This is a genomic window from Pseudoalteromonas sp. S3178 (genome assembly GCF_005886985.1).
Classification (GTDB): Bacteria; Pseudomonadota; Gammaproteobacteria; order Enterobacterales; family Alteromonadaceae; genus Pseudoalteromonas; species Pseudoalteromonas carrageenovora.
Genome location: NZ_PNCW01000056.1, coordinates 36,020 through 51,455, shown reverse-complemented (window position 1 = coordinate 51,455; position 15,436 = coordinate 36,020). Strand labels below are relative to the sequence as shown.

The 15,436-nt window shown below is 40.4% G+C and carries 15 protein-coding genes; 4 read left to right on the top strand and 11 right to left on the bottom strand.

Annotation, left to right across the window (positions count from 1 at the left end; genetic code table 11):
• Positions 1-229: 229 nt before the first annotated feature.
• On the bottom strand, positions 230-682 hold the full coding sequence (locus tag CWC11_RS15425; protein ID WP_058547780.1) for a c-type cytochrome: 453 nt from the start codon (positions 680-682) through the stop codon (positions 230-232).
• Between the two features lie 92 nt (positions 683-774).
• Positions 775-1,245: a DUF2721 domain-containing protein gene (locus CWC11_RS15420; RefSeq protein ID WP_058547736.1), complete on the bottom strand. Its 471-nt coding sequence runs from the start codon at positions 1,243-1,245 to the stop codon at positions 775-777.
• Positions 1,246-1,480: 235 nt separating this feature from the next.
• Between CWC11_RS15420 and CWC11_RS15415 the strand changes: the two genes are divergently transcribed.
• Positions 1,481-4,951: a S8 family serine peptidase gene (locus tag CWC11_RS15415; RefSeq protein WP_138683417.1), complete on the top strand. Its 3,471-nt coding sequence runs from the start codon at positions 1,481-1,483 to the stop codon at positions 4,949-4,951.
• Positions 4,952-5,084: 133 nt separating this feature from the next.
• Positions 5,085-7,277, top strand: a complete 2,193-nt coding sequence (locus tag CWC11_RS15410) for a S9 family peptidase (RefSeq protein WP_138683416.1) — start codon at positions 5,085-5,087, stop codon at positions 7,275-7,277.
• 55 nt (positions 7,278-7,332) lie between these two features.
• Here CWC11_RS15410 and CWC11_RS15405 read toward each other — a convergent pair whose 3' ends face one another.
• From CWC11_RS15405 to CWC11_RS15390, 4 genes are read right to left on the bottom strand one after another with little or no spacing between them, the layout of a single operon-like run.
• Positions 7,333-8,817, bottom strand: a complete 1,485-nt coding sequence (locus tag CWC11_RS15405; protein WP_138683415.1) for a sensor histidine kinase — start codon at positions 8,815-8,817, stop codon at positions 7,333-7,335.
• Positions 8,818-8,828: 11 nt separating this feature from the next.
• A complete protein-coding gene (locus CWC11_RS15400) occupies positions 8,829-9,554 on the bottom strand; it encodes a response regulator transcription factor (protein WP_138683414.1) in 726 nt (241 codons plus the stop codon).
• 58 nt (positions 9,555-9,612) lie between these two features.
• Positions 9,613-10,347 carry a spondin domain-containing protein gene (locus CWC11_RS15395; protein WP_138683413.1) on the bottom strand — a complete coding sequence of 245 codons (735 nt, stop codon included), beginning with the start codon at positions 10,345-10,347 and terminating at the stop codon, positions 9,613-9,615.
• A gap of 11 nt (positions 10,348-10,358) precedes the next feature.
• Positions 10,359-11,060, bottom strand: coding sequence for a spondin domain-containing protein (locus tag CWC11_RS15390; protein WP_138683412.1), 702 nt, complete (start codon positions 11,058-11,060; stop codon positions 10,359-10,361).
• A 181-nt stretch (positions 11,061-11,241) separates the two neighbouring features.
• Here CWC11_RS15390 and CWC11_RS15385 point away from each other — a divergent pair, with 181 nt between their 5' ends.
• Positions 11,242-11,607, top strand: coding sequence for a DUF4870 domain-containing protein (locus CWC11_RS15385; protein WP_138683411.1), 366 nt, complete (start codon positions 11,242-11,244; stop codon positions 11,605-11,607).
• Positions 11,608-11,672: 65 nt separating this feature from the next.
• On the top strand, positions 11,673-12,107 hold the full coding sequence (locus tag CWC11_RS15380) for a YqaA family protein (RefSeq protein ID WP_138683410.1): 435 nt from the start codon (positions 11,673-11,675) through the stop codon (positions 12,105-12,107).
• Between the two features lies 1 nt (position 12,108).
• On the opposite strand, the gene folX is transcribed toward CWC11_RS15380, so the two are convergent.
• From folX to CWC11_RS15355, 5 genes are all read right to left on the bottom strand, one after another.
• Complete coding sequence (gene folX, locus CWC11_RS15375) at positions 12,109-12,465, bottom strand: dihydroneopterin triphosphate 2'-epimerase (protein ID WP_058547727.1); 357 nt, start codon at positions 12,463-12,465, stop codon at positions 12,109-12,111.
• 2 nt (positions 12,466-12,467) lie between these two features.
• Positions 12,468-13,022 carry a GTP cyclohydrolase I FolE gene (gene folE / locus CWC11_RS15370; protein ID WP_055015863.1) on the bottom strand — a complete coding sequence of 185 codons (555 nt, stop codon included), beginning with the start codon at positions 13,020-13,022 and terminating at the stop codon, positions 12,468-12,470.
• A 22-nt stretch (positions 13,023-13,044) separates the two neighbouring features.
• Entirely contained in the window at positions 13,045-13,764 is a 720-nt protein-coding gene (gene folM, locus CWC11_RS15365) for a dihydromonapterin reductase (protein ID WP_138683409.1), read from the bottom strand.
• Between the two features lie 133 nt (positions 13,765-13,897).
• On the bottom strand, positions 13,898-14,734 hold the full coding sequence (gene nadE / locus CWC11_RS15360; protein WP_138683408.1) for an NAD(+) synthase: 837 nt from the start codon (positions 14,732-14,734) through the stop codon (positions 13,898-13,900).
• A 70-nt stretch (positions 14,735-14,804) separates the two neighbouring features.
• On the bottom strand, positions 14,805-15,431 hold the full coding sequence (locus CWC11_RS15355) for a YceH family protein (RefSeq protein WP_138683407.1): 627 nt from the start codon (positions 15,429-15,431) through the stop codon (positions 14,805-14,807).
• Positions 15,432-15,436: the final 5 nt, after the last annotated feature.

Sequence of the window (15,436 nt, the reverse complement as noted above, 5' to 3'; positions counted from 1 at the left end):
CATTTACGACTGCATGGATGCAGAAGGTAGAGCAATGCAGGAGCAATTGCCGAGAATAACTTAATAGCGAGTTTTTTACCTAGCTATCAACACGTTTTTTCAGCCTCAAAATAGATCACTTAATTAAGCGAATTGGTATAAATATAAAGCATAAAAAAAGCACTGAATGGTTAACCGTTCAGTGCTTTTTTATTATCTTTTTTTAATGCAGTTTAACGCTGCAGTAAAATTAATCTTTAAATTGTTTATGACAATCTTTACAACCTTTAGCCCATGCGCCAAAAGCTTTACCTATTACCGCTTTGTCGCCTGTTTGAGCTGCTACTGCTAGCTTATCTGCATTTGCAGCAAAGGCGTTGGCTTTTTCAACAAAAGTTGCCTTTTCAGACCAAACTGCTGCTAGTGCTGCTGTATCGCCTTTATCTGTGCCTTCGTAAAACGCTTCCCAAGGCATTTTAGAAAGAGCGGCTGCGTTATTAGCGCGCATTTTAAATTGCTCTGCATCAAACGGCACTTTGCCTTTTAGCATGGCGCCCATGTCACCAATTTGCACTGAGATCATTGAAAAAGCAGCTTGGCGGTATTCAATTGCATCGCTTGGCTCTTTAAAAGCTGAGTTTGCTGATACGCTAAGTGTGCAAGTTGCTAAAGCAACCCCTGCTAAAACTTGTTTTAATTTAATCATTGGAATCCCTGTTAATTATGTCTCGACTATTGCTTTTGTATCTTAGCTACTGCTTTTATTCAAGCTAATAAGACAAAATTAACTAAAAGTTAATCGTTTATGTCTATATCGGCAAATATCATCCCTCGGCGCATACTACGGGTTGCCAAAAATACTTCTCCAAGTAGCGACATAAAAGCGCATATTAGTAATGCCATTGCTGCTACAAAACAGCTAGCAATCGTGACACCTAAATTAATCGACTGAATATGTGATAGAAATAATAGCATTACTACGGCACAAACCAGTAGAGCACTTAATACACTTAAACTAAAAGCAATATGGATACAACGTGAGCGTTTTAACAGCGCACGTAGCTCAGTGGCGAGAGACTTATTAAAGTCCTCATCAATACTAATTTTTAGTTTGCGCTCAAGCTGGCGTGCACGATCTGTTATACGTGCCAAACGATTAGATAGAACCCCTAAAGTGGCTGCAATTCCGGTTATTAAAAATACAGGAGCTACAGCTGTTTGTATTACTTTAGCCATAGTTAAAATGTTGATTACGTCATTGCTCATTAATTTTCCAGAGAATTTAGGGTTTGGTTTACATTAGTTCACAAATGCAGGAGGTTTTTTAGTTCTTTAAAATCATTGGTTTATTGTGTAATTTGTTGTTTTTACTTATTTGCAGTCATATGTTTGTAACCAAGGTGTTGCTTGGCCTGCACTGAAAGTTTTATATTCACTAGCATAATTTAATCATTCTGATTATTACAAATACAATAATACATAACCTACCCAAGGGGAACTAATGGCTAACAATATAATAAAAAAAACTGCTATTGCCACAGCAGTCTCAAGCGCATTTCTTGCCACGTTTGTTAACGCAGCAACTTTGCCTAAAGCAACGATCTCACCTCAAGCTGCAGAACAAGTAAAAGAATTAGCATCTGATCAAAAACAACCATCAGCACATATGATTGTACTACGAGCAACTACATCTGTTGATGCTGTTGCTGCAGGGACTTATCAAGTAGCAAATAGTCGTGAAATTATAGCGAATGTTGAGCAGCTACAAGATACTATGACGAGCGAGCTTAATAGCCTAGACTTCGATGCAAAAGTAATAGGTAAAACAAAAATATTAGCACCAACGCTAATAGTACAAGCAACACCAGAAGCTTTAGCTGAAATAGCAAAAGATGCACGTGTAGAGAAAGTTTTACCAATGTTTGATTACCAGCTGCATGTTTCAGACTCGTCTGATTACATTAATGCTAAACCTTTAGTTATTGATGGTGTTGTAACGGGTAAGGGGCAGCGCGTTGCTGTTTTAGATACTGGTATTGATTATACTCACAAAGCATTTGGTGGTGAAGGCACTGTTGATGCATATTTAGCAGCTCAAGCTGATCCTACTGAAGTTAGCTGGCCGCAAGGTATTGTCCAAGGCGGTTATGATTTTATTAATGAAGATGCTGACCCTATTGAAAACGATCCTGCAAACTCATCTGCAACAGGTGATCCAACAAATCATGGTACATCGTCTTCAAACTCGGTAAATGGTATCGCACCAGATGTTGAGTTATATGTTTACTCTGTATGTGGTGGTGGCTGTCCTAGTGCCGCACAAGCCGCAGCGCTTGAAGCTGCAATGGATCCTAACGGTGATGGCGACATTTCAGACCGCGTAGACGTTATGAATATGTCACTAGGCGGTGAGTATGGTGATACTTACACAGGTGGCGGTGCACAATACCTTATTCAACGAGCTGTTGATTTAGGCGTGAATATGGTTATTTCAGCTGGTAATGATGGTGATCATCCATTCCGTATTGGTGGTCCAAGTACTACACCAAATGCATTATCAGTAGGTGCTATGACTCATCCAACAACCGAAGTGGGTGTAGCTACTGGTACTGTTGCAGGCGTTGAAGGAAGTATTCAAGCGTCTGGCTTTGGTCCGCAAGTTGACTTTGCAATCTCTGGTGCTGATATTGATTTAGTATACCCAGACGCAAACCAAGATGGTTGTAATGACTTTGCTGATGATGTTGATTTTACAGGCAAAGCGGTATTAATTGATCGTGGTGCATGTGCATTTACAGCCAAAGTACTAAACGCACAAGAAAAAGGTGCTGAATTTGTATTTATTGCAAATAATGTAGACGATGGTACGCCAGCGCCAATGGGCGGTAGTGATGCTGCTGTAACAATAAAAAATGTAGGTATTAACTTTGCCGCGGGTGCAGCTTTAAAGGCGCAATTAGCAGCTGGTGATACAGTTACATTTGATATTGATGTTAAAATTAAAACTACTGCAGGTGCGGTAGCGACGTTCTCTTCTCGTGGCCCTTCAATGGATGGTTTATTAAAACCAGAGATTACAGCACCTGGTACAAGTATCTTGGTAGCTGCTGCAGGCACGCAAGATCAGCTAGCACCTGTAAGTGGAACTTCTTTCTCTGGCCCAATTACAGCCGGCGCAGTAGCTATGGTTCGTGAAGCTCACCCTGAGCGTAATGCATTTGAAATTAAAGCAACAATAATGAATGCTGCAGACTTAAATGTTACTAATGAACCACTAGCGGTTAATCCAGATTCAGAACTGGCTCCAATTAGTATGATTGGTGCAGGTTTGGTTGATGTGACTAAAGCTGTAAACCTACCCGTTGCTGCTTGGGTAAATAATACTGATTTTGAAACTAAACAAGCTGCGCTTTCGTTTGGTCTTATTTCAATGGCTGAAACTGGTTCATTAACTAAAACAGTAACAGTTAAAAACTTTTCATCAGAAGCGAAAACTTACGCGTTACGCACGGAAGCTCGCTACCAAAATGATGAAGATACGGGGGCAATTAGTTGGGAATTCCCTGAGTCGGTAACAATTCCTGCAGGCCAGTCAGTTAACTTTGATGTGACGTTAACTGTTGATCCAACAAAACTACCAGTATGGGAATTAGAAAACCCATTTAGTGCAGACGACATTGCAGCAAGAAGTGCAGCACTTACTTCTGTAGAGTTTGATGGTGCATTAGTCTTTAATGATGCAAGCACTGATACAGATCACGACTTGCACGTTGTGTATCATGCAATGCCTAAAGCTGCTACAGGCTTAGATGTTTCATCTCAAATTATTGATAATGAAATGGCGCTAATTGTTGAAAATAGCGGCCAAACAGAATTAACACCATTTGCAGAAAGTATTGTTGCAATGGGAACTGAAAAAACACAAGAAGAAGCTGAGTTTAATATTTTAGCAACTACTTTCTCTGCGTTTGCAGACAGTTCTTGTGATTCAGGTATTTTTGTAACGTCGTCTATTCAATTGCGTGACCCATTAACACATGTATTCCAAGCGGGTTACAGACTAGAAATTGATACCGATAATGACGGTGTTTACGATCACCTAATGCAAAATTACAACGACCGTGGTCGTGATACTGCATTCCCAGGACGTAGCCGTACAGTAATTGGTGCGACTGATGGCGCAGGTAACGATGCTTTAGCATGGGTTACTCCGCTTTATCATTCTGCTGGCGAAGACACTATTACTTTCTCAACATGTAGTGAACTATTAAATATTGATGGTTCATTACTTGGCGCAAACATGAACTTTAAAGCATCTGTGGGTTACCCATCATATTACACTGGTATATTCACTCAGACAGATAGCATTGAAGGTTCTACTACGTTTGGTGCGTCTCCAAGTGTAACGCTTACCTCTATGGAAACAGGTGAAGAAGTTACGTCACTTAAACCAGGTGAGAAAGCAATTGTTGAAGCTAGTGGCCCATTTGCATTATCGCAAGATTCAGGCCTAGATATTATCAAAGTAATGTCAGCTTCTGAGCTTGATGTTCCTGCAATCGAAGCTCCAATGTTAGTTGGTGGCGAGTTCAGTGTTGTTGAAGATGCTGCTAACGGTACAGTTGTTGGCGCGCTTACAATTACTGAATCAGATTTAGACTTAGATGTATCAGAGTACTATGTGCAATCAAATACTCATCAAGGTTTAGGTATCGATGCTGATGGACAAGTAGTTGTAATTAACTCTGAACTATTAGCAGGTGATTCAACAGCTGAAATTCAAGTTGTGGCAATCGATGTGCGCGGTAATGTGTCTGCACCAGCAACGGTTTCAGTAAGCATTACTAAAGCTGTTGAACCAATAGCAACTGTTACACCTGAAACAGTGAAAAAGAGTTCGTCTGGTTCACTAGCTTGGCTTACATTGCTAGTAGCGCCGTTTGCATTTATGCGTCGTCGTAAACAAAAGTAATTTTATAACTACCTAGTTATTTTAAAGGGAGCTTCGGCTCCCTTTTTACATAGCTTCACAAACTAAATCACACCGCGCTTTATTATTAGGTATATTTAATATTACCAATAATAACAACGACTGAGATTTACAAATGTTCCGTTCTTCATTCACACTAGCCGCATTATCACTAGCTGTTTTAGCTGGTTGTAATAAGGCTCCACAAAGTACATCTACCGACACTTCAAATACAAACACTGTGCAAACACAGCAAGTGGAAAAAAAAGTTAGCGCAGTTGCACCTATCGCTAAAAAAGTACCTCACGAAATGACTATTCATGGCGACACGCGTATTGATGACTACTACTGGCTACGTGATGACGAGCGCAAAGCGCCAGAAGTTATTAGTTACCTTGAGGCTGAAAATATCTACACAGATACCATGCTTGCACATACTAAAACACTGCAAAGTAGTTTGTTTGAAGAGCTTAAAGGGCGAATCCAAAAAGATGATGATTCTGTTCCAGTAAAAGACGGCCAGTACTATTACTCGTCACAAACTCGCGGCGATAATGAATATACTACTTACTTACGTAGTAGCGATTTTGCAGGGACCGATCAGCAAGTTATTTTAGACGTAAACGAATTAGCTAAAGGTCATGACTACTTTGCGGTTAGTGGTTTAAATGTAAGCCCTAATGACAACTTAATGGCTTATGGTGAAGATACGGTGAGTCGCCGTATTTACAACATAAAAATTAAAGATTTAAGCACCGGTAAATTATTAGAAGACACGCTTGAAGGCACTAGCGGTAATGTTGTGTGGGCGAACGATAATAAAACTGTGTATTACATCAAAAAAGACGCGCAAACTTTACTCGGTTATCAAGTTTATCGACATACGCTTGGTAAACCACAAAGTGATGACGAGCTTGTATACGAAGAAACAGACACAAGCTATTACACCGGTATGAGCAAAAGCAAAGATGGCTCAGAAATTTATATTTGGCATAGCAGCACTGATGCATCGGGTTTATCAGTGATAAGTGCAAACGATGTAAACGCCAAGCCAAAGCGTTTTATTGAGCGTGAAGGCAACCTTGAATACAACATATCTAAACTAGGTGATACTTATTACATTGTTACTAATTTAAATGCCGTTAACTTTCAGCTTATGAAAGTAGATATCGATAAAGCTGGTGATAAAGCGAATTGGCAAAGTGTGATCCCTGCGCGCGAGGGTATTAAACTTGAGGGTGTAGAGTTATTTGACGACTACTTAGTATACCAACAGCGCGAAATGGGCCAATCAACACTTATTGCGCGTAATTTAACATCAGGCAAAGAGTTACCACTAAGCTTTAACGACAGTGCGTATACAATTAACGCATATGGTAATAACGAATTAGACAGCGATACACTGCGTGTGTATTACACTAGTATGACGACACCGGGCTCATCATACGATGTTAACTTAGCCACTGGCGAAAAAACATTATTGAAGCAGCAGGCTGTATTAGGCGACTTTGATGCTGATAATTATGCGTCTGAGCGTATTTTTGTAGAAGCGCGCGACGGTATAAAAGTACCGGTAAGTTTAGTTTATCGTAAAGATGCATTTAAAAAGGATGGCACAAACCCATTACTACAATACGGCTATGGCTCGTATGGCGCCACCATGGATCCTACTTTTTCTAGCTCGCGTTTAAGTTTGCTAGACCGTGGTTTTGTATATGCTATTGCCCATGTACGCGGCTCGCAAATGTTAGGTCGTCCTTGGTATGAAGATGGTAAATTACTAACTAAAAAGAATACCTTTAATGACTTTGTTGATGTAACTAAATCATTAATGGCACAAGGCTATGGCGCTAAAGATGAAATATTTGCTTATGGTGGCAGTGCTGGTGGTTTATTAATGGGCGCGGTAGCAAACCAAGCGCCTGAGCTTTATAAAGGCATGGTAGCAGCAGTACCGTTTGTTGATGTAGTTACCACCATGCTTGATGCCAGTATTCCGCTTACCACCAATGAGTATGGCGAGTGGGGTAACCCAAATGAAAAAGAGTACTATGACTATATGCTTTCGTACTCGCCATACGACCAAGTATCTAAGCAAGCATATCCAAATATGTTAGTGACAACCGGTTTGCATGACTCACAAGTTCAATACTTTGAGCCTGCTAAATGGGTTGCTAAGCTGCGTGATTACAAAACAGATGGTAATAAGCTACTGTTTAAAATAGATATGGAAGCAGGGCACGGCGGCGCATCAGGTCGCTTTAAGCGCTTAGAAGATACCGCGTTTAATTATGCCTTTATTCTTGATTTAGCGGGTATTAAAAACTAGGTGACCCGCCCTAATTACAATAAAATTAAGTAATGTTTAAAGGTATAGCCAACGGCTATACCTTTATTTTTTGTGGCAAGTTAAAGCTAAACATAGTGCCTTTGCCCAGCTCACTTTGTACATTGATTTCGCTGTCCATAAGTTTTAATAGGCCCTTACAAATAGCCAGCCCTAAGCCACCCTGTTGTCGCCCTTCGTTATTTGAGTTTGAAGCCTGATAATGCGGATTAAAAATAGCGTTTAGCTCATCATGCTTAATCCCCACACCAGTATCAGAAACCTGCACAAATAATTGCTTCTGATCAATGCGCTTAACGTGTACAGCTATACTGCCGCCTTTAGGTGTGTGCCTTATTGCATTATCAATTAAATTACTCAATACACGCTCAAGTTTTGCAATATCGGCTACAACAGGAAAATCGCAAATTGCCGGCTCTACTGTTAAGTTAAGGCCTTTTTTCTCAGCGGTAAGAGAAAACTTAGCAATGCAATCGTAAATAAGCTCACCTAAATTAAAGGTTTCTTTGTGTATACTTATTTCGCCGTTTTCTAAATGAGCAAGCTCAAAAATTTGCTCAATAAGCTGTTTAAGTTGATCGCAGTTATTAAGTGAAACATGCAAGTACTCTCGTTGTTCTTTAGCGCTTAACTGTGCGCCTGACTGATTAAGCACCTCTAAAAATCCCTGCAAAGAGGCAAGAGGCGTACGTAAGTCGTGCGATAAATGGGTAAGTAGCTCTTTACGCTGTTTATCGCTTTGCTCAAGTGCTTTAAATTGCTCGTCAATACGGCTGACCATAGCTTGAATGCTTCGGCCTAAACTGTGCACTTCGTTGCTTTTTTGGGTTGAATAGTTACTGAGCTTTGTATCGGTAATACTGTAATTAGCCGCTTCAATATTACTTACATCACGGGCTAATCGCTGAATCGGGTTAGTAAAAAAGCGCAGTAAAATTAGCATGGCAATTAATAAACAAACTAAGGCAGCCCCAAGCCACAGTGCGGTAAGCCAAAGTTGGTCGTTGTTTTTAATTGTATTTAAAGATGTATCGTATGCCTCACCTCCAATAATCACATATAAATAACCTTGCAGGGACTGCTGATTATAAACCGGTGCAACAGAAAATATTTTTTTACCTTGAGTGTTACGCGGATCGTCGCCATAAACCGGAGCGCTTTTAGGATTAGTTATAAGCTGTTTTAGTGGGTCTAAATTAATATGGCTTCGTTTTACTTTTCCGGGTTTTGCAGAGTAGGTTAATATTTTTCCGTTTTCATCTACAAAATAAAATTCAAATGCGGGGCCTAATAGCATTAAGGTATGAAAAAGGTTTTCGAGTGCTTTGTAGTCGTACACCCCTTCTTTTATTAGTGGATTATCTTGTACTAAGTGCTCGGCAAGCGCCAAATGTAAATTTTGCTCAGCATGATGTTTTGAGGTGAGTTCCAGTTGTTTGCTCCAGCTGTAAACTAATGCGCAAATAAAGCAAAATATAACAACTAACGACACTGCTAATTTTTTATACAAAGATAGTTTCATTATTAAAGCTCTTAAGTGAGTTGGCTTGGGTTGAGTTTGTAGCCAACCCCCCAAACTGTTTCGATAATGGGTGCTTGGTGATGTTGCTCAAGCTTTGCGCGTAGCCTATTTATATGTGAGTTAACGGTGTGCTCGTATCCGCTGTGTTGATACCCCCACACTTTATCGAGCAGTTGCTGACGGCTAAAAACATGGTTTGGATGTCTAGCAAAATACACAAGTAAATCAAATTCAGTGGCGGTTAGGTTGAGGGCTTGTTCGTCCAAATAAACTTGGTGTGAGCTAAATTCAATATTCAGCGATCCTACGTTTAGTGTTTGCTCATTGTGTGTGGGGTCATTTTCGTTATTTTGAATCGCTAGAAGCTGTGAGCGGTGGCGTAATTGTGTTTTAACGCGGGCTTGTAATTCGCGAGCAAAAAAGGGTTTGCAAATATAGTCATCAGCGCCCATTTCAAGACCAATTACACGGTCCATATCGCTACTCAGTGCGGTAAGTAAAATAACGGAGATGGTAGGGTAGTGCTCTTTAATTTTACGGCATAGGCTCAAGCCATCCATTTGTGGCAGGTTTATATCCAGTAAAATAAGCCCGTATGGTTGTTTTGCTATTTTTTTAAGTGCGAGCTCAGCGCTTACAACATGATCAACATGTAAATTTAACGAAGCAAGTTGAGTGGTTATTAATTGTCCTATTTCTCTGTCGTCTTCTACTACCAGTATTTTTTCGTGCCGCATAGTTAACCTCGTAAAAAAGGGACGTCCGTGTCGCCTCACTTCCCCATTACAAGCTGTTTTACTGTGTACGAGTGATCACGATTTTTGATACTGGGTTATCAAACTTCAGTTCAGCACCAAGTGCTGAGGTTGATAAGCCATCTTGATTAGACACAATACCTGGATGCATTGTAATCATATCGGCAATATCGTCGCGTATTTCGTTAAATCCTTCGCCGCCAGCGGCGGGACCAGGCACAGTGTCAGCCGTTTCTGTATTTGCTTCCGTACCTGCATCGTAAGCAGCGGTTGTTCTTGATATTGAACTGCCTACTTCCAATGCTGATACATCTACAGAACTAAGACCGGTAAAAGCGTCATTTGTATTCCCAAGCATTGCAGCAAAAGATAAATTAAGAACATCTTGTGCATTTACAGAGATAGTTACAGAGGTTGTTTCTCCAGGACCAATGCCGCCTTCAGCTGATACTGCAGCAAGTGCATTTTCGTCGCTAAGGTACTCTTCATTAGCGCCGCTTTCTGCAATCATTTCTAAACCGACAGAAGCCGACTCACCAAATTGCCATGGCGCGGTATCATCAAACGCAATAACAGATAATGGCGATAGAGGCTGGCCGGCTGTTAGGTTACTAAAGGTAATAGTAAACTCATAAACTACTGGTTCTGGCTCAACAACAACGACAGGTTCTTGATCTTCAATAGGGTCGTTATTATCGTTATCGCCACACGCAGCTAATGAGCCGGCTAACATTAAAACAAGCGCACTTTTTTTGAAATTAGAAAGAGATGACATAATTAACTCTCCTATTTAACCGTCACAGTTAATTTTGCAACTGGGTTTAACCATCTGTGTACAGTGTTACTTAAATCACTATTACCACCTTCTAGGTCGTCATCGCCTAAACTACCAGGGTGAATGTGCACCATCATATTTGTATCGCCCATTGTTACACCTGTACCCGCAGTACCTGCATCAGCACCTGGTGCTGCTGGAATACCTAAAACACCCGGTGCGCCAGAGCCTTCTACAACAAGCTCGTTATTTGCTTCTGTACCTGCATCATAGCCATTTAGGTAAACAGTATAAGTACCTGCTTCAGTAGGAACTTTCCAGCTATCAAGACCTACAAAGCCATCGTTCGTTGGAAGTAGCATAGCGGTTACAGATAGGTATTCGTTGCCATCGGTCGTTGTTAATTCTGCTGTTGCTGACGCTGCAGGGGCTAATAAGCCAGCTGCTGGGTTTTCTGCAATATCGCTACTTGATGCTGATGCCTGAGTAACAAGTGCTGAAATATCGCCGCCTTCAGCCATTGCTTGCAATGCAGAAGATGCTTCGGTCGCTACTTCGAATAATTTGTCTTCGCTGTCGTGCGCTGTAATTAGTACCGGCGTAAAGTAAAGGCCTTTTGTAAGGTTTGTAATTTTAACGTCTAGCTCTGCTGCCATAGTTGATTGGCTAGCTACTGCTAGAAGAGTTGCAATTGTAAATGCTGAAGCTTTCATTGTTATTTCCTGTAAGTGATGATTCAGGTTAAGTATTAAATAACCACCTCAAGAAACTCTCACGAAGTTATCACTTTTTTATCACAGCGCTTTGCGTTGTGATATTTAGCCTTATATAGGCTAATTTGTAGACACATAGCGAATAAAAAGGCAGTATAGATAAAATAAAAAGGAGAGCGTAATGCAAGAAAATCAACAGGTTGAACCAATCAATAAAGATGATAGGACATGGGCTATGCTCTGTCATTTAAGCGCCGTAGCGGGGTTTGTGATCCCGTTTGGCTCTATACTTGGGCCATTAGTAATATGGCTAATTAAAAAAGATGAAATGCCAATAGTAGACATACATGGTAAAAAATCGCTTAATTTTCAAATCACTATGGCTATAGCTTACTTTGTATGTTTTTTACTAGTCTTTGCCGTAATAGGCTTAGTTTTACTACCTTTAGTGGCTATCTTTTCTTTTATAATGGTTGTTTTAGCAAGTATTAAAGCCAACGAAGGTCGGGAGTTTAACTATCCGTTTAGCTTAAACTTGATAAAATAAAGCGTTAGCTATTATCCTGCGAACCCAGCTATAAGCTGGGTTTTTACGTTTAGCCTAAGGGCATTATGCTTTATTTAACTTTGTTTATTAGTGCGTTTATATCGGCCACTTTATTACCAAGCTCCTCAGAAGTCGTTTTAATAACGATGATTACCCAAGCAAAAGCAAACATTTGGCTTTTATGGTGTGCAGCTACGCTTGGTAATGTATTGGGCAGTTGTGTGAATTATTGGTTGGGTACGCAAGTATTACGCTTTAAAAATAAAAAGTGGTTTCCGGTATCGGCCAAGGGGCTTGAAAAGGCGCAAGATCAGTTTAATAAATACGGTGTGTATAGTTTGTTGTTTGCATGGCTACCCATTGTGGGGGACCCGCTCACCGTGATTGGAGGCATATTTAAAGTACGTTTTAGTGTGTTTTTATTACTAGTAACACTTGGCAAAGGCGCACGCTATTTAGCGGTTATTGCCCTTGCCATAGGTATTGATAAAATAACTTAAGCTATTTAACCCAATCAAGCGTGAGTGATACCGAATCGGCAAAACGCAGCGCATGTGGCTTATCCACGCGTGCTTTGGCGTAATGCACGCTTGGGTGTTTGTGACAAACAGCAAGTATTTCCGCAACGAGTTTTTCTAGTAGTAAAAAGTGCCCTTGCTCTACTAAGTTAATCACCTCTTTGGTGATCACTTTATAGTTAAGTGCTTGCTCTACCTCATCCGTTTTACACGCATCGTCAGCAGGATAATGAATCTCTAAGTTGATCACTACATCTTGCTTTTTTTCACGTTCATCAGGGTTAAAGCCAATAAATGTACGCAAGCGTAAGTTAGTTACGTTAATAATTGCGTTAGCCATAATTAGCCCTTAATAAGCTGTAAAAACTCGTTGCGTGTTTTAGAGTCGCTTCTAAAGTTACCTAGCATTACAGAGGTACGCATGCTTGAATTTTGCTTTTCTACACCGCGCATCATCATACACATGTGTTTAGCTTCAACAATAACCCCCACGCCTTTAGCACCAGTAACTTCTTCAACTGCCTTGGCAATTTGATGAGTAAGCTGCTCTTGAATTTGAAAGCGACGAGCAAACATATCAACAATACGCGCAAACTTAGATAAACCAAGTACTTTGCCATCTGGAATATAAGCAATATGGCAGCGACCAATAAATGGCAATAAATGATGCTCACACATAGAGTAAAGCTCTATATCTTGCACCAGTACCATGTCATCAGCGTCAGAGGTAAATACCGCATTGTTAGTGATTTCATCAAGCGTTTGACGATAGCCTTTAGTTAAGTATTCCATCGCTTTTGCTGCGCGTTTTGGCGTGTCTAATAAACCTTCACGATTAGCATCTTCGCCTACAGCGGTAATAATATTTTGATAACTTTGTTTTAATTCGTCATGCATAAATTTCTCAGTCTAGTGTGTTCTACTTTAAATGGCGTCCGCCATCTACGGGCAAAGCGCGGCCTGTGATGTAGTGGCTTTGCAGTAATAAATCAATACTGTTAATAATCTCTTGGCAACCGGGCTCAATACCCATTAATGATTTTTTAAGTGTTTTGGCACGATAAGCTTCATCGTCATGTTCATTAAAAATGATTAATGATGGCGCTACTGAATTTACTTTTATATTAGGCGCATATTTAGCACTAAATGACTTTGTGAGATTATCTAGAGCAGCTTTACTTGCTGCGTAAGCTAAATGTTTAGGGCTGCCAGTTTCTACAACATAATCAGTGAGATGAATAATATCTGCTGGTACATTATGGCTTGCTTGATAATTAAGTAATAAATCAGCGCACAATAAATTAATTAAATAAGGTGTTTTTGCATGAATACGCATCATGCTATCAAACAGCGCGGCAAAGTCTGGGTTATTAGCTTCACAGTCCCAGCTAGACGCATTATGAATAATAGCGCGCAAGCTACTGGTGTGCGTGTTAAGTGTATTTATAAATGTGCTAATGCCAGTATCGTTACTAAAGTCAGCAAAAATACACACAGCACCTTGTTGCTCTAGTAAATCAACAGCCTGATGACGAGTGCGATAAGTAATAATAACGCTTTGCCCTTGGGCTAAATAATGCTTGGCAAGTGCTAGGCCAATGCGTTGGCCTGCGCCGGTAATTAAAATAGGCGATGTCATATAATGCAGTATTCTCTATGGCGGGCAGTTAATAATATTGAATGCGTTTATTAGGCGATTTATACGCAATACAGTTGTGGCTAGATCAAAAAGCAACTAACGCCTATTGGCATTAGTTGCTATTAGCTATAGCTTATAAATCGTCGTAAATAGTCGGAATTGCTTGGCGCTTATGTTGTGTGCGCAAGTATATATCTATAAGCTTTTGCTCAACCTCTTTTGAAACCTCTTTAGCTTCTAAAAAGTCATCTATTTGCTCATAGCTCAGTCCTAATGCTTCTTCATCGGTAAGGCCCGGTCTATCGCTTTCTAAATCCGCAGTAGGTGCTTTAGTAACAAGTAAATCAGGAGCGCCTAATGCCGTTGCAAGAGCGCGTACTTGGCGTTTTGATAAACCAAATAATGGCGCTAAATCGCAAGCGCCATCACCAAATTTGGTGTAAAAGCCAGTGATGTTTTCAGCACTATGATCGGTACCCACTACTAAGCCTTGGCAAAAACCGGCAATTTCATATTGAGCAACCATACGTTGGCGCGCTTTTACATTACCTTTAATAAAGTCAACTTTTGCTTGCTCAGGAAGTACCGCACCACTGCCTACAATAGCTGCCATTGCTTGATCATGAAGCGCATCTGCTGCTGGTTGTACATTCACCGTCATGCGTTTACTTGGCTTAATAAAATCAACGGCCATTTGCGCTTCATCTTCGTCGGCTTGTATACCGTATGGCAAGCGTACTGCTATAAATTGATATTTGTCGGTACTTTGCTCGGCATTTAATTCATCTACCGCTAATTGGCACAAGCGACCGCAGGTTGATGAGTCAACACCACCGCTAATACCCAGCACTAGCGATACACTATGGGCTGCCACTAAACGTGCTTTAATAAAGTTAACTCGACGGGTTATTTCAGCGTTTACATCAATACTTGGCTGAACTTTCATTTCAGCCACAATTTCGGCGCGCATGGCCAGCTCCTCGTTGGTAAATAATTTTGTTTTTAAGCTTAATTATATTATGTGATTTAGCTGGGCGTAATTAAAGCCCTAAATGTGCTTTTATCATACGAAGCTCTTCTTTTAGTTCGTCTATTTCTGCAAGTAACTCATTAATTTCATGGTTTCTTACATCTGTAATAGCGCTCGGTTTTTGCTCAGGCTGTACTTCGTTTGTATCGCCAAACAAGTGAACATAGCGACTTTCGCGTTTCCCGGCTTCTCGCTCTAATTTACAAACGTAATCATTTTGAGCTAATAAGCTAAGCGCGTTTTCAACTTCACTTACGTTATTAAATTCAGCCAAGCGTGCACTACGCGTTCTTAACTCGCCTGGAGTTTGTGCGCCTCTAAGTAGTAATAAACACACTATGGCACGTTGTTGCTCGGTAAATTGTAAGTTACTAAACTCGGTATTACAAAAGCGATGATCGTACTTGTTTACTCGCCCAGATAGCCCTTCATCAAGCGTGACTAAACGCATTTCAATTAACTCGTCGAGTGCATTTTGTACGTCAGTTTCTGTGAGGGATAGAACTGGATCACGGTTTGATTTTTGATTACACGCATTGGTGAGCCCATTCAAAGACAGCGGATAATGTTCTGGCGTTGTGCTTTGTTTTTCTAATAAGCAACCAAGAATACGTTGTTGATTTGCTGATAACTGCATAAATA

Coding starts and splice junctions, on each gene's coding strand:
- folX (WP_058547727.1), bottom strand. CDS start 12,465: ATGGCTAACGCAATTATTAACGTAACTAACTTACGCTTGCGTACATTT.
- CWC11_RS15395 (WP_138683413.1), bottom strand. CDS start 10,347: ATGTCATCTCTTTCTAATTTCAAAAAAAGTGCGCTTGTTTTAATGTTA.
- CWC11_RS15385 (WP_138683411.1), top strand. CDS start 11,242: ATGCAAGAAAATCAACAGGTTGAACCAATCAATAAAGATGATAGGACA.
- nadE (WP_138683408.1), bottom strand. CDS start 14,734: ATGCGCGCCGAAATTGTGGCTGAAATGAAAGTTCAGCCAAGTATTGAT.
- CWC11_RS15355 (WP_138683407.1), bottom strand. CDS start 15,431: ATGCAGTTATCAGCAAATCAACAACGTATTCTTGGTTGCTTATTAGAA.
- CWC11_RS15420 (WP_058547736.1), bottom strand. CDS start 1,245: ATGAGCAATGACGTAATCAACATTTTAACTATGGCTAAAGTAATACAA.
- CWC11_RS15415 (WP_138683417.1), top strand. CDS start 1,481: ATGGCTAACAATATAATAAAAAAAACTGCTATTGCCACAGCAGTCTCA.
- CWC11_RS15410 (WP_138683416.1), top strand. CDS start 5,085: ATGTTCCGTTCTTCATTCACACTAGCCGCATTATCACTAGCTGTTTTA.
- CWC11_RS15380 (WP_138683410.1), top strand. CDS start 11,673: ATGCTTTATTTAACTTTGTTTATTAGTGCGTTTATATCGGCCACTTTA.
- CWC11_RS15405 (WP_138683415.1), bottom strand. CDS start 8,817: ATGAAACTATCTTTGTATAAAAAATTAGCAGTGTCGTTAGTTGTTATA.
- folE (WP_055015863.1), bottom strand. CDS start 13,022: ATGCATGACGAATTAAAACAAAGTTATCAAAATATTATTACCGCTGTA.
- CWC11_RS15400 (WP_138683414.1), bottom strand. CDS start 9,554: ATGCGGCACGAAAAAATACTGGTAGTAGAAGACGACAGAGAAATAGGA.
- CWC11_RS15390 (WP_138683412.1), bottom strand. CDS start 11,060: ATGAAAGCTTCAGCATTTACAATTGCAACTCTTCTAGCAGTAGCTAGC.
- folM (WP_138683409.1), bottom strand. CDS start 13,764: ATGACATCGCCTATTTTAATTACCGGCGCAGGCCAACGCATTGGCCTA.